General features: G+C 67.0%; 22 protein-coding genes. 18 read left to right on the forward strand and 4 right to left on the reverse strand.

The annotated features are described in order from the left end of the window. Nucleotides 1-3: 3 nt before the first annotated feature. Nucleotides 4-1077, forward strand: coding sequence for a peptide chain release factor 1 (prfA, locus tag D7252_RS12425; RefSeq protein WP_120775671.1), 1074 nt, complete (start codon nt 4-6; stop codon nt 1075-1077). Nucleotides 1078-1088: 11 nt separating this feature from the next. Here the strand turns inward: prfA and epsC are convergent, their stop codons facing one another. Next, nucleotides 1089-1658, reverse strand: coding sequence for a serine O-acetyltransferase EpsC (gene epsC, locus D7252_RS12430; protein ID WP_120775672.1), 570 nt, complete (start codon nt 1656-1658; stop codon nt 1089-1091). Between the two features lie 8 nt (nt 1659-1666). After that, nucleotides 1667-2605: a cysteine synthase A gene (cysK, locus tag D7252_RS12435; protein WP_120775673.1), complete on the reverse strand. Its 939-nt coding sequence runs from the start codon at nt 2603-2605 to the stop codon at nt 1667-1669. A gap of 97 nt (nt 2606-2702) precedes the next feature. Here cysK and prmC point away from each other — a divergent pair, with 97 nt between their 5' ends. From prmC to D7252_RS12515, 16 genes are all read left to right on the forward strand, one after another. Continuing rightward, nucleotides 2703-3563, forward strand: coding sequence for a peptide chain release factor N(5)-glutamine methyltransferase (gene prmC / locus D7252_RS12440; RefSeq protein ID WP_120775674.1), 861 nt, complete (start codon nt 2703-2705; stop codon nt 3561-3563). Between the two features lie 52 nt (nt 3564-3615). Further along, the gene (locus D7252_RS12445; protein ID WP_120775675.1) at nt 3616-4338 is read left to right on the forward strand and encodes an L-threonylcarbamoyladenylate synthase; all 723 of its coding nucleotides are present in this window, start codon (nt 3616-3618) and stop codon (nt 4336-4338) included. Next, nucleotides 4335-5504, forward strand: a complete 1170-nt coding sequence (locus tag D7252_RS12450; protein ID WP_120775676.1) for an MraY family glycosyltransferase — start codon at nt 4335-4337, stop codon at nt 5502-5504. The genes D7252_RS12445 and D7252_RS12450 overlap by 4 nt, the downstream gene beginning before the upstream one ends. Next, nucleotides 5504-6022 carry a hypothetical protein gene (locus D7252_RS12455; RefSeq protein ID WP_120775677.1) on the forward strand — a complete coding sequence of 173 codons (519 nt, stop codon included), beginning with the start codon at nt 5504-5506 and terminating at the stop codon, nt 6020-6022. Before D7252_RS12450 ends, D7252_RS12455 begins: the two co-directional genes overlap by 1 nt. A 93-nt stretch (nt 6023-6115) precedes the next feature. Continuing rightward, a complete protein-coding gene (gene atpB, locus D7252_RS12460; protein ID WP_120775678.1) occupies nt 6116-6952 on the forward strand; it encodes a F0F1 ATP synthase subunit A in 837 nt (278 codons plus the stop codon). A 59-nt stretch (nt 6953-7011) separates the two neighbouring features. Beyond that, nucleotides 7012-7248 carry an ATP synthase F0 subunit C gene (gene atpE / locus D7252_RS12465; RefSeq protein WP_025103147.1) on the forward strand — a complete coding sequence of 79 codons (237 nt, stop codon included), beginning with the start codon at nt 7012-7014 and terminating at the stop codon, nt 7246-7248. A gap of 27 nt (nt 7249-7275) precedes the next feature. After that, nucleotides 7276-7821, forward strand: a complete 546-nt coding sequence (locus D7252_RS12470) for a F0F1 ATP synthase subunit B (protein WP_120775679.1) — start codon at nt 7276-7278, stop codon at nt 7819-7821. Then, nucleotides 7821-8612 carry a F0F1 ATP synthase subunit delta gene (locus D7252_RS12475; protein ID WP_120775680.1) on the forward strand — a complete coding sequence of 264 codons (792 nt, stop codon included), beginning with the start codon at nt 7821-7823 and terminating at the stop codon, nt 8610-8612. The genes D7252_RS12470 and D7252_RS12475 overlap by 1 nt, the downstream gene beginning before the upstream one ends. Before the next feature lie 47 nt (nt 8613-8659). After that, nucleotides 8660-10300 carry a F0F1 ATP synthase subunit alpha gene (gene atpA / locus D7252_RS12480; RefSeq protein ID WP_120775681.1) on the forward strand — a complete coding sequence of 547 codons (1641 nt, stop codon included), beginning with the start codon at nt 8660-8662 and terminating at the stop codon, nt 10298-10300. A 20-nt stretch (nt 10301-10320) separates the two neighbouring features. Next, complete coding sequence (locus tag D7252_RS12485) at nt 10321-11220, forward strand: F0F1 ATP synthase subunit gamma (protein ID WP_120775682.1); 900 nt, start codon at nt 10321-10323, stop codon at nt 11218-11220. Between the two features lie 21 nt (nt 11221-11241). Further along, nucleotides 11242-12696, forward strand: a complete 1455-nt coding sequence (atpD, locus tag D7252_RS12490) for a F0F1 ATP synthase subunit beta (RefSeq protein ID WP_120775683.1) — start codon at nt 11242-11244, stop codon at nt 12694-12696. 2 nt (nt 12697-12698) lie between these two features. After that, a complete protein-coding gene (locus D7252_RS12495; RefSeq protein ID WP_120775684.1) occupies nt 12699-12959 on the forward strand; it encodes a F0F1 ATP synthase subunit epsilon in 261 nt (86 codons plus the stop codon). A 91-nt stretch (nt 12960-13050) separates the two neighbouring features. After that, nucleotides 13051-13797, forward strand: a complete 747-nt coding sequence (locus D7252_RS12500) for a YaaA family protein (protein ID WP_120775685.1) — start codon at nt 13051-13053, stop codon at nt 13795-13797. 138 nt (nt 13798-13935) lie between these two features. Further along, nucleotides 13936-14730: a large exoprotein gene (locus D7252_RS12505; protein WP_183055287.1), complete on the forward strand. Its 795-nt coding sequence runs from the start codon at nt 13936-13938 to the stop codon at nt 14728-14730. 160 nt (nt 14731-14890) lie between these two features. Next, a complete protein-coding gene (locus D7252_RS12510; protein WP_120775686.1) occupies nt 14891-15745 on the forward strand; it encodes a PP2C family serine/threonine-protein phosphatase in 855 nt (284 codons plus the stop codon). 58 nt (nt 15746-15803) lie between these two features. Next, a complete protein-coding gene (locus D7252_RS12515; RefSeq protein WP_120775687.1) occupies nt 15804-18551 on the forward strand; it encodes an FtsK/SpoIIIE domain-containing protein in 2748 nt (915 codons plus the stop codon). 5 nt (nt 18552-18556) lie between these two features. Here D7252_RS12515 and D7252_RS12520 read toward each other — a convergent pair whose 3' ends face one another. Continuing rightward, nucleotides 18557-19552, reverse strand: coding sequence for an asparaginase (locus D7252_RS12520; protein WP_120775688.1), 996 nt, complete (start codon nt 19550-19552; stop codon nt 18557-18559). A 108-nt stretch (nt 19553-19660) separates the two neighbouring features. On the opposite strand from D7252_RS12520, the gene D7252_RS12525 reads away from it, so the two are divergent. Beyond that, nucleotides 19661-20134 (forward strand): OsmC family protein, encoded by a 474-nt coding sequence (locus D7252_RS12525; protein WP_120775689.1) that lies wholly within the window; start codon nt 19661-19663, stop codon nt 20132-20134. 24 nt (nt 20135-20158) lie between these two features. On the opposite strand, the gene D7252_RS12530 is transcribed toward D7252_RS12525, so the two are convergent. Then, the gene (locus D7252_RS12530) at nt 20159-20971 is read right to left on the reverse strand and encodes a 1-acyl-sn-glycerol-3-phosphate acyltransferase (protein WP_120775690.1); all 813 of its coding nucleotides are present in this window, start codon (nt 20969-20971) and stop codon (nt 20159-20161) included. Nucleotides 20972-21089 lie beyond the last annotated feature (118 nt).

A 21089-nucleotide genomic window follows, 5' to 3' on the forward strand; every position in this document is an offset into this window, starting at 1 on the left:
GACGTGTTCGAGTCCGTCCAGACTCTGATCGACGAGCATCGCCGGGTTCAGGAGGAGCTCTCCGACCCGGCGGTGCACGCCGACGCAGGCAGGGCGAAGCGCGTGAATCGTCGCTACGCCGAGCTGTCCAGGATCGTCGCCGCGTACGACGCGTGGGCGGCGGCATCCGACGACCTGGAGGCAGCCCGGGAACTCGCGCGCGACGACGAGGCTTTCGCCGCCGAGGTCCCGAGTCTCGAAGAGGGCCTGCAGGCCGCTCAGGAGCGTTTGCGGCGACTGCTGATCCCGCGGGATCCGGACGACGCGCGCGACGTGATCATGGAGATCAAGGCGGGGGAGGGCGGCGCGGAATCGGCGCTGTTCGCCGCCGACCTGCTGCGCATGTATGTGCAGTACGCCGCGTCCCGCGGGTGGAAGACAGAGCTTCTCGAGCGCAATGAATCCGATCTCGGCGGATACAAGGATGTGCAGGTCGCGATCAAGGGATCATCCGCTGATCCCGCGCAGGGCGTCTGGGCGCATCTGAAGTACGAGGGTGGCGTGCACCGCGTGCAGCGTGTGCCCGCGACGGAGTCTCAGGGACGTATCCACACATCGACCACCGGCGTGCTGGTGTTCCCCGAGGTCGACGAGCCCGAAGAGATCCAGATCGACCAGAACGATCTCAAGATCGACGTCTTCCGTTCATCCGGACCCGGCGGCCAGTCCGTGAACACCACCGACTCGGCTGTGCGCATCACGCACGTGCCGTCAGGCATCGTCGTGTCGATGCAGAACGAGAAGTCGCAGCTGCAGAACCGCGAGGCCGCGATGCGCGTGCTCCGTGCGAGGTTGCTCGCCAAGCAGCAGGAGGAGCTGGATGCCGCGGCATCCGATGCGCGCAAGTCGCAGATCCGTGGAATGGACCGCTCCGAGCGCATCCGCACGTACAACTTCCCCGAGAACCGCATCGCCGATCACCGGACGGGCTTCAAGGCGTACAACCTCGATCAGGTGATGGACGGCGCTCTCGGCCCCATCATCGACAGCGCGATCGCCGCCGACGAGGAAGCCCGTCTCGCCGCAGTCGGCAGCTGAGCCGGCTCCCGTCAGATGGAGTAGTCGGGCGCGGTGAGCAGCGCCGGCGTGGCTTCGCCGACCGTGCGCTGGCGTTGTTTGGCCGGAACGCCGACGAGGATGCTCTGGGCCGGAGCGTCCCGGGTCACCACGGCGTTGGCCCCGACGACCGATCCCGCTCCGATGGTCACCGGTCCCAGGATCTTCGCTCCTGCGCCCACGGCGACCCCGTCGCCCAATGTCGGATGCCGTTTGCCGGAATCCCGTGTCCGGCCTCCGAGGGTGACGCCGTGGTAGAGCATCACGTCGTCTCCCACCTCAGCCGTCTCGCCGATGACGACCCCCGTGCCGTGGTCGATGAAGAAGCGTCGACCGATCTTCGCACCGGGGTGGATCTCCACGCCGGTCAGCCATCGTGAGAGTTGAGAAGCGGCGCGGGCGAGCAGCCGGAGACGTCGCCGCCACAGAGCGTGCGAGACCCGGTGCGCCCAGATCGCGTGAAGCCCCGGGTACAGCAGCGCGACCTCTATGGAACTCCGCGCCGCGGGGTCGCGAAGACGTGCTGCCGCGATGTCCTCGCGCATTCGACCGATCATGTCCATCGACGCGATCAGTCCTCCCGGAGGTCCTCGAAGAGTGCGGTGGACAAGTACCGCTCTCCGGTGTCGGGGAGGATGACGACGATCGTCTTGCCGGCGTTCTCCGGGCGGGCCGCGACCTTCAGAGCCGCCGACACGGCGGCCCCGCAGGACATGCCGACGAGGAGGCCCTCCTTGGCCATCAGCTCGCGCGCGACGCGGATGGACTCATCGAACTCGGCGGTGATGACCTCGTCGAGCACGTCGCGGTCGAGGACGGCGGGTACGAAGTTCGGACCGATGCCCTGGATCTTGTGGGGGCCGGGGTGGCCCTCGGTGAGAACGGGGGAGTCCTTCGGCTCGACGGCGATGACCTGGACGTCGGGCTTGGCGGCCTTGAGCGCCTGGCCGGTGCCGGTGACGGTTCCGCCGGTGCCGACGCCCGCGATGAAGATGTCCACGTTGCCGTCCGTGTCGCGGAGGATCTCCTGCGCGGTCGTCTCGCGGTGGATCTGCGGGTTCGCGGCGTTCTCGAACTGGCGGATCCAGATGGCGCCGGGAGTCTCGGCGACGATGCGCTTCGTCTCCTCGATCGCGCCGCTCATGCCCTTGGTCGGATCGGTCAGCACGATCTGCGCGCCGAAAGCCTTGAGCAGCACGCGCCGTTCCTTCGACATCGAGGCCGGCATCGTCAGGATCACGTTGTATCCGCGGGCGGCGCCGACCATCGCGAGCGCGATCCCGGTGTTTCCGCTGGTCGATTCGACGATGGTCCCGCCGGGCTTCAGTTCTCCCGAGGCCTCGGCCGCGTTGATCATCGCGATCCCGATGCGATCCTTCACGCTGGACGCCGGGTTGTAGTACTCGAGCTTGGCGAGAACGGTTGCGCCCAAACCTTCTGTCACCCGATTCAGGCGGACGAGCGGAGTGTTGCCGAACGCGGTCGTGATGTCGGAGTGGATTCCGGTCATGAGGAGCCTTCCTTTACGGGTCGCTGCCGCACCAGCCTAAGTGAGGTGTTCTCCTCGACGGGCAATGTGACAGCTGGTTGCACTCTACGCTGGACGCATGCCCGAGAACTCCCTCGCCGCGCTCGTGCGCACGGCGACTCAGCGCCTCGTCGACGCCGGGGTGCCGGATGCGCTGGTCGACGCCGAACTGCTCGCCGGTCATGTCCTCGGGCTCGGCCGCGGCGAGGTGCAGGCTGCGCTCGTGCGTGGTGATGGTCTGAACGATGAAGACGCCGCCCGATTCGTCGAGCTGACCGCTCGGAGGGCGGGGCGTGAGCCGCTTCAACACATCACGGGGACCGCCCCGTTTCGTCATCTGGTGTTGGCCGTCGGCCCGGGGGTCTTCGTTCCTCGTCCCGAGACCGAGACCGTCGTGCAGTTCGCGATCGATGCCCTGCAGAACGCGCCGGAGCCCGCACCGATCGGAGTCGACCTGGGCACCGGGAGCGGGGCGATCGCTTTGTCGATGGCGACCGAGGTGCCGCACGCCCGCATCCACGCGGCCGAGCTCTCACCGGAGGCCCACGCCTGGGCTGCTCGGAACACCGCGGGCGCCGAGAATCTGACCCTCGTGCTGTCCGACCTGAGCGAGGCGTTCCCCGAGTTGGACGGCACCGTGACCGTGGTCATCTCGAATCCCCCCTACGTGCCGGATGCGGCAGTCCCGCGTGACCCGGAGGTGCGGCTGTTCGACCCCGCGATGGCCCTCTACGGCGGACCGGACGGTCTCGACATCGTCCGCGTCCTCAGCTCAAGAGCGCTGCGGTTGCTACGCTCCGGCGGCCTGCTGGTCATCGAACACGGGGAATCGCAGGGCGAGTCGATCCGCGGCCTGCTCACCGCAGACGGGTGGCGCGCGACGGCGACCCACCGCGACCTCACCTCGCGCGACCGGGCGACGACCGCCATTCGGCCCTGATCAGGGCACTCCGAGCATCGGCGGAACCCGGCCCGGATAGAATCGTCAGGTCATGTCTACGATCTTCGACTGCAGCGATGAGGCGCAGCTGCTCGCCGGAATGCGCAATGCGCGCCAAGCGATCGGCCGCGGTGAGCTCATCGTCATGCCCACAGACACCGTCTACGGTCTCGCTGCCGACGCATTCTCCCCGACTGCGGTGCAGCGACTCCTCGATGCCAAAGGACGGGGGCGCGATCAGCCTCCGCCCGTGCTCGTCGGCACGAAAGAGACGTTGGCGGCACTGGCCGAGACCGTCCCCGAGCCCGTCCAGCGTCTCGTCGACGAGTTCTGGCCCGGCGGTCTCACCATCGTGCTGCCCGCACAGCCTTCTCTCGCGTGGGACCTGGGTGACACGCTCGGCACGGTGGCGGTCCGGATGCCGGAGGGACGGATCGCACTGGAGCTCCTCGTCGAGACGGGTCCGCTGGCCGTCTCCAGCGCGAATCTCACCGGGCACGCCGCAGCCATCTCCGCCTTCGATGCGGAGCGCATGCTCGGCGACAGCGTGGCCGTCTACCTCGACGGCGGGATGAGCAAGGACGGAATCGCCTCGACGATCGTCGACGCCACTTCGCTCGTTCGGCGAGGTCCGGATGCCGAGCCGGGTGTCGTCCGCATCCTCCGCCACGGCGTGGTCACCCGCGCGCAGCTCGAGGAAGTCCTCGGAGAGTTGCTCGAGCCGGAAGATCATCATGACGGCCATCCGGATGATCCACAGGACGGGGATTCGTGAAGCAGTATCTCTTCACGATCGTCCTCACCGCCGTCGTCACCTTCGCGTTGACCTGGGCGGTGTGGCGTCTCAGCCTCCGCTTCAAGCTGTATCCCGGCATCCGTGAGCGCGACGTGCACACCACGCCGACCCCGCGGCTCGGCGGCGTCGCGATCTTCCTCGGCATCGCCGTCGCCTTCGGCGTCTCCGCCACGAATCCGTTCTTCCAGAGCATCTGGATCCCGCCGTCCACGATGTGGTCGATCCTCGGGGCATCCTTCCTCATCGCCGTGATCGGCGTCGTCGACGACCTCTGGGACATCGACTGGATGATCAAGCTCGGCGCCCAGTTCCTCGCCGCCGGGATCATCACGGTGGGCGGGGGACTGCAGATCCTCTCGCTGCCTTTCGGGGACCTGATCGTGTTCTCGAGCTGGGTGAGCATCACGATGACGATGTTCGCGATCGTGATCGTCATGAACGCGGTGAACTTCATCGACGGCCTCGACGGCCTCGTAGCCGGGGTGTGCCTCATCTCGAACGGCGTCTTCTTCGCCTACTCCTACATCTTCACCCGCGACTCCGGTGCCTCGAGCTACTTCAACCTCTCGACTTTCCTCGCCGCCGTCCTGATCGGAGCGTGCCTGGGGTTCCTGCCGCTGAACTGGAGTCCGGCCAAGCTCTTCATGGGCGACTCCGGTGCGCTGGTGATCGGGTTGCTGATGTCGACCTCCGCGATCGCCCTCACGGGGCAGATGGACCCGTCCGCCCTCGATCCCGAGCAGATCGGACGGTCGCAGCTGCTGGGTGCGTTCATCCCCATCCTGCTGCCGCTGCTGGTCGTCCTGCTGCCGCTGCTGGACTTCGGTCTCGCCGTGCTTCGCCGCATGACCGCAGGGAAGTCGCCGTTCGCTCCCGATCGCAAGCACCTGCACCACCGGATGCTCGACCTCGGTCACCGCGACCGTGATGCGGTGCTCATCTTCTATGCGTGGACGGCGGTCATCTCGCTCGCCGTTCTGCTGATGTACGTCGGCGCCCGAGAAGACTGGCCAGGCCAGTACCTCCCCGGCGTGGCGTTCGGCGTCGTGGGCATCGCGGCCTGCCTCGTCATCACCCTGAGTCCTACTCGCCGCAAGAAGCGCGCGGCGGGCGTTGCACCCGACCCGACACCCGTGGAGTCCTGATGAGCCCGAGCCCCGTTTCCAGCACCCCGATCCTGCGACGGACCCTGATCTGGTCGGCGGTGGCGGCGGCGGCACTCGCGGTCGTGGCCGGGACGGTCGGTTTCCTCGTCGGGCAAGGGGAGGGGCTCGTCAGCGGCCTCCTCGGCGTCCTCCTGTCGGTGCTGTTCCTGGCCATCACCGGCATCAGCATCCTCGTCGCCAACCGGTGGTACGGCGATCCGCTCTACGTGCAGTTCTTCTTCGCGATCGTGCTGGGAGGGTGGCTGCTCAAGCTCGGCGTCTTCATCGTGGTGATGATCCTGCTCAGCGGTCAGCCCTGGCTGCACCCCATGGTGTTCTTCCTCTCGATCGTCGCCGGCGTGATCATGTCGCTGGTCGTCGACGTGGTCGTCCTGAGCAGGATGCGGCTGCCCAACGTGAGCGACACGACGCTCCCCACGGAGGTGCCGGAGGATCGCGCTCCCGGCAGCGCCAACCACCGCTCTGACGACCCCGCCGACAGCGGCCCTCGGTCTTAGGGGACCCTCAGATTCTGATAGTGTTGAGACGTGCCCGCCGCTCGCCCGCGAGCGCTTGCGCTGTGAAGCACACCGACCATCGTCGCCCCGGTTTTGACCGGTGCCCCGAAGCTGGAGCCCGCGCTGTTCAATCTTGCTGCGACCCTGATCCCTCGACTCGCCTCTGACGGCGAGTTCCATGGCCCTTCGATCGACGAGTTCTTCCCGGAGATCCTCTTCGAAGTGGCGGGCATCCCCGTGCACCGCATCCACCTGGTGCAGCTGCTCTCGGTGATCGCCGTGGTCCTGATCCTCTGGCTCGGAACCCGTCGCATGACGATCGTCCCCGGGCGTTTCCAGAGCCTCGTCGAGATGGGACTCGGGCTGGTTCGGACGAACATCGCGCACGATCTTCTCGGACGCAAGGACGGCGACCGGTTCCTCCCGATCCTGACCGCCATCTTCTTCATGACGCTGTTCATGAACATCACCGGCATCATCCCGTTCCTGAACATCGCCGGAACGAGCATCATCGCGGTGCCACTGGTGCTGGCTCTGGTCAGCTACGTGACCTTCATCTACGCCGGAATCAAGAAGAGCCCGAAGAACTTCTTCAAGAACGCTCTCTTCCCGTCGGGTGTGCCGTGGCCGGTCTACATCATCGTCACCCCGATCGAGCTCCTCTCGACCTTCATCATCCGCCCGGTGACTCTCACCCTGCGACTGCTGATGAACATGGTCGTCGGTCACATGATCCTGGTCCTCTGCTTCGCAGCGACCCAGTTCTTCTTCTTCACCGCAGGCGGCGGCTGGGCCGCCCTCGGCGTCGGAACCCTCGCCTTCGGCGGCGCCTTCACGATCTTCGAGATCCTGGTGGCGGTCCTGCAGGCGTACGTCTTCACCGTTCTCACCGCGGTCTACATCCAGCTCGCGGTCGCTGAAGAGCACTGAGCCAACCAGACACTGAGCGGGCAGGCATCAGCCTTCCCACCCAACGAAAGGAAAAACCCGTGGACGCAACTACGGTTCTCGCTGAAATCAACGGTCACCTCGCAGCAGTGGGCTACGGCCTCGCTGCGATCGGTCCGGCCATCGGTGTGGGCATCGTCGTCGGCAAGACCATCGAGGGTGTCGCACGTCAGCCCGAGCTGGCCGGTCGCCTTCAGGTCCTCATGTGGATCGGTATCGCCTTCACCGAGGCGCTTGCATTCGTCGGCATCGCCGTCGGATTCATCCCCTTCCCGTAATCCCTACCGACTTCTGAAGGAGACAGGATGCTGAACGCTCTTGTCACGAACCTCGCAGCTGAGGGCGAAGCGGTCAACAACCCGCTGATCCCCGCGTGGTACGACATCATCTGGTCGGCGCTGTGGTTCGTCATCATTCTCGTCGTCGTGTGGAAGGTCGCCCTTCCCAAGCTGACGAAGATGCTCGACGAGCGTTCGGCTGCCATCGAGGGCAACATCGCGAAGGCTGACGAGGCGCAGAAGCAGGCCGAAGCAGCGCTCGAGGAGTACACCCGACAGCTGGCCGAAGCACGCACCGAGGCCGGTGAGATCCGTGAGGCCGCCCGCGAGGACGGCAAGAAGATCGTCGCCGAGGCCAAGGACGCCGCCACCAGCGAGGCAGCACGCATCACCGCGACCGCGCACACGCAGATCGAGGCTGAGCGTCAGACCGCTTTCGTCTCCCTTCGCAGCGAGGTGGGCTCGCTCGCCCTCGACCTCGCCGGCGGTGTGGTCGGAGAGACTCTCTCCGACCATGCCCGTGCGACGGCTGTCGTGGATCGCTTCCTCGCGGATCTCGAGGCGGCGAAGTAATGGGCAGCGCGACCACTCAGGCACTCGCGGCATCCATCGAGACGCTTGCCGCAGCGAACGGCGTCACGCTCGACACCGCACGGGAGCTCTTCGCTGCCGCGCGCGCCGTCAGCGAGTCGTCCCAGCTGAGCGGCGCGCTCGCTGACCCTTCGGCTCCGGTCGAGGCACGCAGGAACGTCGTCGCAGCGGTCTTCGGCGCGTTCTCAGAAGACGCGAAGAGCGTTCTGAAGACGGCCGTGGCCGAGCGGTGGTCGAACGCCGATCAACTGGTGGACGGCATCGAGGAACTCGCAATCCGCGCGGCGTCCATCGCGGAACCCGACGCTGACATCGAGGGCGAGATCTTCGGATTCTCTCGGGTTATCGCCGCCAACGCCGAGCTGGAGCTCGCCCTGGGCACCCGCCTCGGGGGAGAAGACGCGAAGGTGACGCTTGTCGAGCGACTGCTCGCCGATGGCGCCACCAGCGCTCCGGCGAAACTGATCGTCTCGTCGCTCGTGCGGCAGCCGCGTGGCCGCCGCATTCGTCAGTTGCTCAACCGCGCCATGCGCATCGTCTCGGCCCAGCACGGTCGAGTCGTGGCGACGGTCCACACCGCAACGCCGCTCAACGAGGCGCAGCGTACCCGTCTCAGCGACGCGCTCTCGCGTCGTTACGACGGCAGGGTCTCGCTCAACGTCGTCATCGACCCTGCCGTCGTCGGAGGCCTGCGCGTGCAGATCGCCGACGACGTCATCGACGGCAGCATCTCCGCTCGACTCGCAGATCTTCGCCAGAAGCTCGCGGGCTAACACGACTTCGCGCGGGGAACCGCGCACCCAGATACAAAGGGAAGACAATGGCAGAACTATCGATCAGCCCAGACGTCATCCGTGACGCGCTGAAGGACTTCGCCGCCGCCTACGAGCCCACTGGGGCCGCGGCGACCGAGGTCGGCACCGTCATCGACGCCGCGGATGGTATCGCGCACGTCGAGGGCCTGCCCGGCGTCATGGCGAACGAGCTCGTGACCTTCGGCGACGGCACCAAGGGTCTCGCGCTGAACCTCGACGAGCACCAGATCGGTGTTGTCGTGCTCGGTGACTTCACCGGCGTCGAAGCCGGTCAGGAAGTCACCCGTACGGGTGAGGTTCTCTCCGTGCCCGTCGGTGACGGGTACCTCGGCCGTGTCGTCGACCCGCTCGGCAACCCGATCGACGGCCTTGGCTCGATCGCGACCGAGGCGGTCCGCGAGCTCGAGCTGCAGGCGCCCGGCGTCATGCAGCGCAAGTCGGTCCACGAGCCGATGCAGACCGGCATCAAGGCGATCGACGCCATGATCCCGGTCGGGCGCGGACAGCGTCAGCTGATCATCGGCGACCGCCAGACCGGTAAGACGGCCATCGCGATCGACACGATCATCAACCAGAAGGCCAACTGGGAGTCGGGCGACGTCAACAAGCAGGTCCGCTGCATCTACGTCGCCATCGGTCAGAAGGGCTCGACCATCGCTTCGGTGAAGGGCGCGCTCGAAGAGGCCGGCGCTCTGGAGTACACCACGATCGTGGCCGCTCCGGCATCCGACCCCGCCGGCTTCAAGTACCTCGCTCCCTACACGGGTTCCGCGATCGGCCAGCACTGGATGTACGGCGGCAAGCACGTCCTCATCATCTTCGACGACCTGTCGAAGCAGGCTGAGGCCTACCGCGCCGTCTCGCTCCTCCTGCGTCGTCCGCCGGGCCGTGAGGCTTACCCGGGTGACGTGTTCTACCTGCACTCCCGTCTGCTCGAGCGTTGCGCGAAGCTGTCCGACGAGCTCGGCGCCGGCTCCATGACGGGTCTCCCGATCATCGAGACCAAGGCGAACGACGTCTCGGCGTACATCCCGACGAACGTGATCTCCATCACCGACGGCCAGATCTTCCTCCAGTCCGACCTCTTCAACGCCAACCAGCGTCCGGCGGTCGACGTGGGTATCTCGGTGTCGCGAGTCGGCGGTGACGCTCAGGTCAAGTCGATCAAGAAGGTCTCCGGCACGTTGAAGCTCGAGCTCGCGCAGTACCGGTCGCTCGAGGCGTTCGCGATGTTCGCCTCCGACCTCGATGCGACGTCTCGTCGTCAGCTCTCGCGTGGTGCGCGTCTGACCGAGCTGCTCAAGCAGCCGCAGTACTCGCCGTACCCCGTCGAAGAGCAGGTCGTCTCGATCTGGGCCGGAACCAAGGGCAAACTCGACACGATCGAGGTCTCCGACGTGCTGCGCTTCGAGCGCGAGCTCCTGGATTACCTTCGTCGCAACACCAAGGTCCTCGAGACCCTGCGTGAGACCAACGTCCTCGACGACGACACGGTCGCAGAACTCGAGAAGCACACCGATGCCTTCGTCCTGGAGTTCCAGGGTGGCAAGGGACAGTCCATCGGGGCTCCCGGGCATGAGGAGCACGCGGCGGCCGAGGCGGACGACGTCAACCAGGAGAAGATCGTCAAGGGTCGTCGCGCGTAACCGCGTGAGGTACTGAACTCATGGGCGCTCAACTCAGGGTCTACAAGCAGAAGATCTCTTCTGCTCAGACGACCAAGAAGATCACGAAGGCGATGGAACTCATCGCGGCTTCGCGTATCCAGAAGGCGATGGCACGTGTCAAAGCGTCCAGCCCCTTCGCGCGTGCCGTGACGAGGGCCGTGTCCGCCGTCGCGACGCACTCGAACGTCGACCACCCGCTTCTCCGCGAGCCCGAGACGATCAGCCGCTCTGCTGTCGTGATCTTCTCGTCGGACCGCGGTCTGGCCGGAGCCTTCAACTCTCAGATCCTCCGTGAGGGTCTCGAGGTTGCGGAGCTGCTTCGCGGCCAGGGCAGGGAACCGGTGTTCTACCTCGTGGGTCGTAAGGCCGTCGGCTACTTCCAGTTCCGTCGCATCGCGGCGGCTGCGGAGTGGACCGGCGACACCGACACCCCGTCGTTCCACACGGCGGAGGAGATCTCGCAGAAGCTTCTCGAGGACTTCTCCCGCGGAGGCAACGAGGGCGGCGTCGACGAGATCCACCTCGTGTACAACCGTTTCGTCAGCATGATGACGCAGTCGCCGGAATCCGTGCGTCTGCTCCCGCTGGAGATCTCGGAAGCCGACGAGTCGGAGGCGGGCAACACCGTCTACCCGCTGTACGAGTTCGAACCGGATGCCGAGACCGTGCTGGACGCGATCCTGCCGGTGTACATCCAGAGCCGCGTCTTCAACGCTCTCCTGCAGTCGTCTGCTGCCAAGCAGGCCGCGACGCAGAAGGCGATGAAGTCCGCCAGCGACAACGCCGACAAGCTCATCACCGACTACACCCGTCTGCGCAACAATGCGCGCCAGGCGGAGATCACGCAGCAGATCGCAGAGATCGTCGGCGGCGCCGACGCGCTCTCATCGAGCAAATAGACCATCAGGAAAGAGACGAAAATGACCCTCACCGCCTCGGCTGACCAGCCGGCGACCGCGGTCGTCGGGCGCGTCGCGCGCGTCAACGGTCCGGTTGTCGACATCGAGTTCCCGCACGACTCGATTCCCGACATCTACAACGCACTCAAGACCACGATCGTGATCGGCGAGTCCTCCGTCGAGATCACGCTCGAGGTCGCTCAGCACCTCGGCGACGACCTCGTTCGTGCCATCGCCCTCAAGCCGACCGACGGCATCGTCCGCGGCCAGGAAGTCCGCGACACTGGAGAGGCCATCTCGGTCCCTGTCGGTGACGTGACCAAGGGCAAGGTCTTCAACGTCATCGGCGAGGTGCTCAACCTCGAGCCCGGTGAGACCATCGAGGTCACGGAGCGCTGGCCCATCCACCGCAAGGCACCGAACTTCGACCAGCTCGAGTCGAAGACGTCGATGTTCGAGACCGGCATCAAGTCGATCGACCTCCTCACGCCGTACGTGCTGGGTGGGAAGATCGGACTGTTCGGTGGCGCCGGTGTCGGCAAGACCGTTCTGATCCAGGAGATGATCCAGCGCGTCGCGCAGGACCACGGTGGCGTGTCGGTGTTCGCCGGCGTCGGTGAGCGCACCCGTGAGGGCAACGACCTCATCCACGAGATGGAAGAGGCCGGTGTCTTCGACAAGACCGCCCTCGTGTTCGGCCAGATGGACGAGCCGCCGGGAACGCGTCTGCGCGTCGCGCTGTCCGCACTGACGATGGCGGAGTACTTCCGCGACGTGCAGAAGCAGGACGTGCTGCTCTTCATCGACAACATCTTCCGCTTCACGCAGGCCGGTTCCGAGGTGTCCACGCTTCTGGGCCGCATGCCGTCCGCGGTGGGCTACCAGCCCAACCTGGCCGATGAGATGGGTCTCCTCCAGGAGCGCATCACCTCGACCCGTGGTCACTCCATCACCTCGCTGCAGGCGATCTACGTGCCCGCTGACGACTACACCGACCCGGCCCCGGCGACCACCTTCGCCCACCTCGACGCCACGACCGAGCTGTCTCGTGAGATCGCGTCGAAGGGTCTGTACCCGGCCATCGACCCGCTGACGTCCACGTCGCGGATCATGGACCCGCGCTACTTGGGCGAGGACCACTACCGGGTGGCGACGACGGTCAAGCAGATCCTTCAGAAGAACAAGGAGCTGCAGGAGATCATCGCCATCCTCGGTGTCGACGAGCTCTCTGAGGAAGACAAGATCGTCGTGTCGCGTGCACGTCGCATCCAGCAGTTCCTCTCGCAGAACACCTACATGGCGAAGAAGTTCACCGGCGTCGAGGGTTCGACCGTTCCGCTCAAGGAGACCATCGAGTCGTTCGATGCGATCACGCGCGGTGACTTCGACCACGTCGCCGAGCAGGCGTTCTTCAACGTCGGCGGTATCTCCGACGTCGAAGAGCAGTGGGCCAAGATTCAGAAGGAGAACGGCTGACCATGGCACTGCATGTCAGCCTCGTCTCTGCCGACGCGGAGGTCTGGACGGGAGAGGCGAGCCTCGTGGTCGCCAAGACCGTCGAGGGCGAGATCGGCTTCATGACCGGCCATGAGCCGGTGCTGGCCATCCTCGCCGAGGGCCAGGTTCGCATCACTCAGACGGACGGTTCCAAAGTGCTCGCCAACGCGCAGGACGGGTTCCTCTCGATGGAGGGCGACACTCTGACGATCGTGGCCGGCAACGCGGCGCTCGTCGCCTAGCAGTCCTTTTCCGCGTCCGCCCCGGACCTTCTTGCAGCTCCTCGCGAGTCGCTCGAAGGACCGGGGCGGACGTCTGCGTTCACGAGGTCCTATGAAGTTTCTTCTCCCGCCGTCCGAGACCAAGCGTCCCGGCGGCGACGGTGCACCGCTCGATGCGACGAAGCTGTCGCTGCCGGAACTGCACGAGCGCAGGTCTGCCGTCGTCGACGCCCTTGTGGAGCTCGCCTCGGACGAGGACGCCGCGCAACGGGTGCTGAAGCTGAGCGCACGCCAGAGCGGCGACATTCAGCACAACCGGAATCTGCACACGGCGCCCACCATGCCGGCTGTCGACCGGTACACGGGCGTTCTGTACGACGCGCTCGACGCGGCGACGCTCTCGACCGCGTCACGGCGATGGCTGGGTGCGCACGTCTGGATCCACAGCGCACCCTTCGGACCCGTCGGCGCACTGGACGGGATCCCCGCGTACCGGCTGGCGGCCGGCACCTCCCTCCCCGGCGTTCCCGCGCTTCGACGGCACTGGGCCGACGCCACAACCGCAGCGATCGCGGCATCCGCACCGAGCTTCGTCCTCGACCTTCGCAGCGAGGCGTACGTCGCGCTCGGGCCCGTGCCGGCATCCGTCCCCTCGGCGTATGTCCGTGTGGTCACCGAGCATGGCCGAGCCCTGAATCACTTCAACAAGAAGTCCAAGGGTCTTCTCCTCCGGGCGCTGGCGGAGGACCGTCCACGCCTCACGTCGCTTCGTTCGCTCCGCGCCTGGGCCGCCGGCCGCGACGTGCTGCTGCGCGATTCGAACGATCCCGCCGTCGTGGAGCTTGTCGTCGCAGAGTGACATCGCGCGACATGCGGAATATTGGTCCCGCGTGGTTCATTGCTGGGGTATGGGTGCGCCGATACCATGTGCAGTGCGAGGCGGTCGCTTCGTGGTGGGGGCGAAAGCCGCTCCCCGAGACCAAAGAATGCGAGTCTCATGGACTACGACGATTACGGAGCGGGCTACGTCGGCCTGCTCCTCGCATATTCTTTCGTGATCTTCCTGATCGCGATCGCTGGCTACGTTCTGGCGTCGCTCTTCTACATGAAGATCTTCCAGAAGGCCGGTGTGCAAGGGGGCTGGCGAGCCTGGATCCCCGTGTACAACATGATGATCTTCTTCAAGCTCGGAGACCTGAGCCCCTGGCTCGTGCTGTACGGCATCGGAGGCGCTGCGCTGCTCACGTGGATCGGCGTCGGCGTGATCTTCTCGCTCGCCCTGGGAGTGCTCTCCGCCATCGCCGCATGGCGGATCGGGCTCAAGTTGCAGAAGGATGCCGTCTGGGTCATCCTCTACGTCTTCCTCAGCATCGTCTGGCTCGGAATCAACGCGTTCGACAAGTCGCGGTGGAACCCCAACATCCAGCCCGCGTCGTGGGCCGGTAACGGCTTCCTCGCCGACCGCACGGTCTGGGACGGCGTCCCGGTCCAGCCGTCTGCGGCCGCACCCCAGCAGGGGTACGGTGCCCCGCAGGGATACAACGCCCCGCAGGGTTACGCGCCGTCCGCGCCGCAGGGATACGCCCCGCCGGCACAGCCCGGCTACGCGCCTCCCGCGCAGCCCGGCTCTGGATCGCCGACGCCGCCTCCGGCACCCGCGACCGGAGCACCGGTACCGCCCCCGGTGCCTCCCGTGCCTCCGCAGGCACCTCCGGCGGCACCCCCGGTGCCCCCGACGGCCCCGCCCGCGCCCCCGTCTGACCCGTCTGACCCCACCAGGCCGCCGGCCTGATCGTCCGACACAGGGCCCTCGACTTCGGTCGGGGGCCCTGTGCTGTGCGGCGGCGTCCACACTTCCGGGTGCGGAGTGTGATCCGGGTGGGTGAGTTCTACTACGATGTTTGAGTATCCTGCGACCGCCCGATCCGCCGCAGGTCCATCGGAGGCAGTACGTGGCTGAGACGACGACGACGCACAGCGTCACGGTTGAGCAGCGCCCGCTGCTGCTCTCGTGGGCGGGCGTCACCGATCAGGGGCGCCGTCGCGAGACGAATCAAGACGCCTACCTGGCCGACTACCCGCTGTTCATCGTGGCGGACGGGATGGGTGGCCACGCGGGTGGAGAGATCGCCAGCCGCAGCACGGTCGCACGGCTCAAGGCGCTCGTCGCTGCCGGAGACATCAGCAGGCCGGCGATCGAGAATGCGCTCGAGCTGGCCGTCGGCGATATCGCCGGCCATCCGGAGACGACCGATGAGGGCACCGGGACGACCCTGACCGGCGTCTACCTCGACGACCACGGTGATACGCCGCAGTGGGTCACCCTGAACATCGGTGACTCCCGCGTCTACCTGCTGCGAGATGACCAGCTCGTGCAGGTGACGACAGACCACTCCGTCGTTCAGGAACTGATCACCGCGGGCAAGCTGAGCCCGGAAGAGGCCGAGGGCCACCCCTACAGCAACGTGATCACCCGCGCGGTGGGGGCGAGCGAGCTCACGGCGCCCGACTACATCACCATCGATGTGCGCGTGGGCGACCGATTCGTCATCTGCTCCGACGGGCTCACCAAAGAGCTCACCGACTATGGGATCCAGCACTTCCTGCGGGAGAATTCCGAGCCCCGCGCCGCCGTCGACGCCATGCTTGCCGCAGCACTCGAGAACGGCGGCCGCGACAACGTGACGCTCGTCATCGTCCAGGTCGGCGAGGCGGCGGACCCCGGCGAGACAGCAGGCTCCGGCGAAGCTGTCGAGTCCGGTGACGCCCCGGACTTGTCCTCCACATCCGCAGTGTCGACCGAGTAGTCATCGGACGCTGTGGACAGCGCGCATCCATGACGGATCGTGCTGTGCACTGAGGCGTATGGAATCCCAGCCGATCCCGCTTCCCGCCGCTCCTGTCGCGCCCCGTCGTCCCGCTGTGCCGCTGATGGCGGCGGTCGTGCCGATCGCCGCCGGAGTGGTGCTGTGGTTGGTGTCGGGATCACTGTTCGCGCTGTGTTTCGCCGCGTTGGGTCCTCTCATGATCGTCGCGTCGCTCGTCGACTCCGCCCGCACTCGGCGTCGCACCGGGCGGCGCGATGCGGCAGTGGCGGAGAAGGCGTGGTCGGATGCCGAGGAGGAACTGCAGCGCAGACAGCGTGAAGAGCGGGCGGGCCGCTGGCTCCGTCAGCCGGATGCGGCGTCGTGTATCGAACACCCGCCTCTGCGTGGTGCGCACGCTCCCGATGCGGCGACGGCCCTCGTCGTCGGCAGCGGGCGGGTACCCAGTGCCATCCGGTGCAGCGGTGGGGACGGCGAGAGGGCGCGGGGCTTCCGAAGCCGTTGCGAGAAACTCGACGACGCACCCATCGCCGTACCTCTCGGGGGCGGCGTGTGCCTGCGGGGTGCTTCGCCCATGGTTGCGGCAGCGGCTCGAGCGCTGGCGGTGCAGCTCTGCCTGCGGTTCAGCGCTCCGCAGCTCTCGCTCATCGGCGCAGGCCTCGACCGATACGGGCTCGACGAACTGCCGCATGCTGCTCGAGACCGTCGGGGAAGTTTCCGGGTGGGCGTCGCTTCGGCGGCCGAGGGGCGCGTCGACGCCGACGCTCTGATCTGGCTCGCCGCCAGCGGAACGGAGGTGCCGGAAGGAATCACGACGGTGATCGACATCGTCGAGCCCCGCCGCGCGACCCTGCGCACCCCGGACGGTCTCACGTCCCTGGCCGTGGAGTGCCTGTCGCACGCACAAGCCGGGATGGTCGCTCGGGAGTCTGTCGTGCAGGCAGACGACACCGCTGAACTCCCGGACGCGGTCGCGCTCCGCGAACTCGAGCAGTCGCCGACGCCGCACGGCCTGGCCGCGGCCATCGGACGAAACGCGCACGACGCGGTCGTGGTCGACATCGTCGAAGACGGACCGCATGCCATCGTGACCGGCACCACGGGTACGGGGAAGAGCGAACTGCTCGTCACCTGGGTCACCGCCATCGCCACCGCACACGGACCGGAGCGCGTGACGTTCGTCCTTGCCGACTTCAAGGGTGGCACGGCTTTCGAGCCGCTGCGTGAGCTGCCGCAGGTCGCGGCGGTCATCACCGATCTCGATGAGGACGGCGCGCGGCGCGGCGTTTCCAGTCTCACGGCCGAGTTGCGCCGGAGGGAGTCCGTACTCGCCGCCGCGGGCGTTCGCGATGTGCGGGACGCGGCGATGCCGCGTCTGGTGATCGTCGTGGACGAGTTCGCGGCTTTGCTGCAGGAGCACCCCGATCTCGGCGCGGTGTTCACCGACGTCGCTGCGCGGGGCCGGGCGCTGGGCATGCATCTGATCCTCGGCACGCAGCGTGCCGCGGGGGTCGTGCGGGACGCGTTGGCCGCCAACTGCCCGTTGCGGATCAGCTTGCGACTCGGCGATGCTGCAGACAGCAGGCTCGTCCTCGGAACGGATGCAGCGGCCGAGATCCCGGGCGGCGCTCAGTCCCGCGGCCTCGGGCTGGTGCGACGTCCGGAAGATCGCGAACCTGTGGCAACACGGATCGCGCTGACCGGCGCGTCGGATCTGCGCCACGTCGGTGTGCGCTGGGGAGATGCTTCGCCCCCGCTGAGCCCATGGCTCCCAGCGCTGCCCTCACACCTGACTCTGTCCGACCTCGATGCCGAGGCCGTCGCCGCGCCCGCCGTCACGGCCGACACGATCGTGCTCGGCCGCGCAGACGACCCGGCCCACCAATCGCAACCATTGGAGACGCTGCAGTGCGGTGCCGACCGCGGTCTGGCCGTGCTCGGCGCCCCGGGGTCCGGCCGCACTGCACTCTTGCGGACGATCGCGGTCCAGCAGTCGGCGGCGTGCTGGGTGCCATCGGACCTGGAAGGCGCATGGGACCTCGTGACCGCGTGGGCTTCGGGTGCCGAGCGGATGCCGCGGCTGGTCCTTTGCGATGACCTCGATGCTCTGTTCGCGGGGTTTCCGGCCGAGCACGCTCAGCAGTTCGTCCACCGCTGGGAGCAGCTGATCAGGACCGGCGTCGGTGCGACGATCGTCGTGAGCGTATCGAGAGCGGCGGGCCCGATCGGGCGTCTGCTGGATGCTCTGCCGCGTCGCGCGTTGCTGCGGATGTCGAGCCGAGTGGAGCACATCGCAGCGGGAGGCGAGCCCTCCGGGTTCCTGCGCGACCGATTGCCTGGACGCGCCAGGGTCGCTGACCGAGAGGTCCAGTTCGCCTGGATCGATCCGGAAACGTTCCGTCCGCCCGCAGGCCCCGCCGTTGCACCGTGGAATCCGACCGGGTCCACGGCATTGGTGACTCCGGGTGCCGTGTCCGTGGCTGCTCGTCTCCGAGACGCCTATCCCGAGTGCGAAGTGCTCGTCGCCGGCGCAGATCCTGTCGATGCCGACCGGCCGCGGGTCATCGTCGCCGACGCGGAGACCTGGCAGCGCAACTGGTCGGTGTGGCAGCGCGTCCGCGAGGACGGAGAGATTCTGATCCGCGCTGAGCAGCCTGCCGATCTCCGGCAACTGGCGAGCGTGCGCGAGGTGCCTCCATACGCGTCACCGCACGCGGGTCGTGCGTGGTCCGTGCGGGGCGGCGCCTCGCCGCGCCGCGTCGTCATCCCGGCTCTCGCTCCGGGATGACCGGGTCAGATGCCGGCGCCGGGCCGGACCACTCCGACGTCTTTTCCGCCCCCGAGGACCGTGAGAGGAAGGGCGGAGGCCAGCGACGCCACATCCGCCTCCGTCAGGCCTCCGGTATGCGCCAACAGGGTCGCTGCGACGATGGTCGAGGCGCGCGCGGAGCCGTCGAGGATCTTCAGCGCGACCGTCGTCCCGTTGGGAGCGACCATCACCATGATTCCCTCTGCGCCGCCCTTGGTGAACACCCCGAGCTTCTCGATCGCGATGGTGTCGGGGCGTCCGGGGCCCTCGATCGTCCAGGGGTTCTCGCGCACGGCGCGCACCAGCGAGCCGGCAACACGGTGTAACGCGAAGGGGGACCGGTCAGAGGCTGTCCCGATGCGGTGAATCGATCGGGCCAGGCCGGTGAGCGTGAGTGCGTGGACCGGTGCGCCGCACCCGTCGATCGAGGTGTGGGCGATCTTCTCGCCCGACAGCCGCTCAACCACCTCGCGGATGTGCGCCTGCAGCGGATGGGTGGGGTCGAGATATCCCTCGGTCGGCCATCCCGTGGCCACGCAGGCGCGGAGCATTGCCGCGTGCTTGCCGGAGCAGTTCATGCGAACGCGGGCCTCGGCACCGTGCTCGCGGACGAGTTCGTCGCGGGTCGCCGTGTCGGTCGGCCAGGCGGGCGGGCAGGCGAGGTGGTCCTCGGTGAGTCCACCCTCCGTCAAGATGTCCCGCACCACGGAGGCGTGCCGATCCGTGCCCGTGTGACTTGCCGTCGACAGCGCCAGCTGTTCTCCTTCGAGCGCAGCGCCCGCGGTGATGCAGGCAACGGCCTGCAGGGGCTTGAGGCTGGAACGCGGCAGGATCAGCGCGTCGGCGTTGCCGTGCCGAGTGACGACGTCGCCGTCCGGCGACAGCACCACCGCCGCGCCCGCATGGCGGGATTCGACGAATCCGCTGCGTTCGACGACGGCGAGTTCCACGGCATCCTGAACGGTGAGAGTCTCCAGCACGGATCGATCCTACCGCCGCGGGTCCGCTCGTCCACGGCAGCTGCCGGAGGGTCCGGTGTCCCAGGGTCCTGGCACACTGGTCTCATGACACAAGAGTCGACGAGCCGTATGCTCGGGGAACACCGCTATGCGCTGACGTCCTCGTGGACGGGGAACACCGGAGGGGGCACCACCGGTTACCGTGACTATCGGCGCGACGTGACGATCGAGATCGAGGGCAAGCCAGACCTCCTCGCTTCGTCCGACAAGCCGTTCCGCGGCGATCCGTCGCGATGGAACCCGGAAGATCTGCTTCTTGCTTCGCTGTCCGAATGTCACCTGCTGTCGTACCTGCACGCGTGTGTCACCGCAGGAGTCGTCGTCGTCTCCTACCGCGATCAGGCGAGCGGACTGATGCGCGAGGACGGAGCCGGCGGCGGGTCGTTCGTCGAGGTGATGCTCCGACCCGAGGTCGTCGTCGCCGAGCCGTCGATGATCGAGGCTGCGGAGCGCGCACATGCGCAGGCCAACGAATGGTGTTTCATCGCGAACTCGATGAACTTCCCGGTGCACCACGAGGCCACCGTGACCGCACAGGCGTGAGTTCGCCCTCGGCACAGGTCGAGATCAGCGGCGCTCGTGCGGCAGAGCCTGCTTGATCTTCTCGATCGTGCCCTGCGGAGGAGCCTCGTTGTAGGCGCCCGCAAGCTCTTGACCGGACAGTGCGTGGATCGAAGCCATGATCTCGTCGGTGGCCAGCCGACGTGCTCGCCCGCTCGTCGCGGGCCCGTGCGGCGAGAGGTCCAACGGTGCACCGAAACGCACGGTGATCCGTTCAGACAGTGTCGGGACCTTCGCGCCGACGGGCATCACCTTGTCGGTCCCGACGAGGCCGACCGGCACGACCGGTGCACCGGTCTGCAACGCGAGGAACGCCACACCGGTACGTCCCTTGTACAGTCGACCGTCTGTCGATCGGGTGCCTTCGGGGTACAGCGCGACGGCAAGGCCCTCATCGAGGAGCTGGCGCTGCAGATCCAGGGCGTCCAGAGCAGCCTTGCCCGCACCGCGGCGCACCGGGATCGCTCCGATGGATTGGAAGAACACTTTGCTCATCCAGCCCTTGAAGCCGCTGCCCTCGAAATAGCTCGATTTCGCCATGAAGTGCACCGGACGCGGCGCGGCCACGGGGATCGCGATCGAGTCGATGAAGGACAGATGGTTGCTCGCGAAGATCACGGCGCCCGTGCGCGGCACGTTGTCCCTGCCCTCGATCCGCGGGCGATAGATCAGACGGGCGAGGGGGCTGATCAGGCTTCGGCCCAGAGCATAGGTGAAGCCGGCGTGCCGGGGCTTCGTCTCCTCTTCTGCGGCTTTCGCTTCCGAGGGTGCCGCCTCTTCTGACGAGGATTCGGGCTCGACGGATTGCGCAGAGGTCATCAGAGCAGGCTACTCCCGGATCCATGCCCGCGTGGGAATGCAGACTCGCGCACGACTTCCCAGGGTTGGCAAAGAGTGATGGGGGAGGATGGAGCGTCCCGCCCGCGATCCTGAGGTC

The organism is Microbacterium sp. CGR2, from assembly GCF_003626735.1.
GTDB lineage: Bacteria > Actinomycetota > Actinomycetes > Actinomycetales > Microbacteriaceae > Microbacterium.

Bases quoted from the DNA above. Each gene is read 5' to 3' on its own strand.
- D7252_RS12475 (WP_120775680.1), top strand. From the start codon at position 7,821: ATGGGCAGCGCGACCACTCAGGCACTCGCGGCATCCATCGAGACGCTT.
- D7252_RS12515 (WP_120775687.1), top strand. From the start codon at position 15,804: ATGGAATCCCAGCCGATCCCGCTTCCCGCCGCTCCTGTCGCGCCCCGT.
- D7252_RS12530 (WP_120775690.1), bottom strand. From the start codon at position 20,971: ATGACCTCTGCGCAATCCGTCGAGCCCGAATCCTCGTCAGAAGAGGCG.
- D7252_RS12470 (WP_120775679.1), top strand. From the start codon at position 7,276: ATGCTGAACGCTCTTGTCACGAACCTCGCAGCTGAGGGCGAAGCGGTC.
- epsC (WP_120775672.1), bottom strand. From the start codon at position 1,658: ATGGACATGATCGGTCGAATGCGCGAGGACATCGCGGCAGCACGTCTT.
- D7252_RS12505 (WP_183055287.1), top strand. From the start codon at position 13,936: ATGGACTACGACGATTACGGAGCGGGCTACGTCGGCCTGCTCCTCGCA.
- atpA (WP_120775681.1), top strand. From the start codon at position 8,660: ATGGCAGAACTATCGATCAGCCCAGACGTCATCCGTGACGCGCTGAAG.
- atpD (WP_120775683.1), top strand. From the start codon at position 11,242: ATGACCCTCACCGCCTCGGCTGACCAGCCGGCGACCGCGGTCGTCGGG.
- D7252_RS12500 (WP_120775685.1), top strand. From the start codon at position 13,051: ATGAAGTTTCTTCTCCCGCCGTCCGAGACCAAGCGTCCCGGCGGCGAC.
- cysK (WP_120775673.1), bottom strand. From the start codon at position 2,605: ATGACCGGAATCCACTCCGACATCACGACCGCGTTCGGCAACACTCCG.
- D7252_RS12485 (WP_120775682.1), top strand. From the start codon at position 10,321: ATGGGCGCTCAACTCAGGGTCTACAAGCAGAAGATCTCTTCTGCTCAG.
- D7252_RS12445 (WP_120775675.1), top strand. From the start codon at position 3,616: ATGTCTACGATCTTCGACTGCAGCGATGAGGCGCAGCTGCTCGCCGGA.
- D7252_RS12495 (WP_120775684.1), top strand. From the start codon at position 12,699: ATGGCACTGCATGTCAGCCTCGTCTCTGCCGACGCGGAGGTCTGGACG.
- prmC (WP_120775674.1), top strand. From the start codon at position 2,703: ATGCCCGAGAACTCCCTCGCCGCGCTCGTGCGCACGGCGACTCAGCGC.
- D7252_RS12525 (WP_120775689.1), top strand. From the start codon at position 19,661: ATGCTCGGGGAACACCGCTATGCGCTGACGTCCTCGTGGACGGGGAAC.
- D7252_RS12455 (WP_120775677.1), top strand. From the start codon at position 5,504: ATGAGCCCGAGCCCCGTTTCCAGCACCCCGATCCTGCGACGGACCCTG.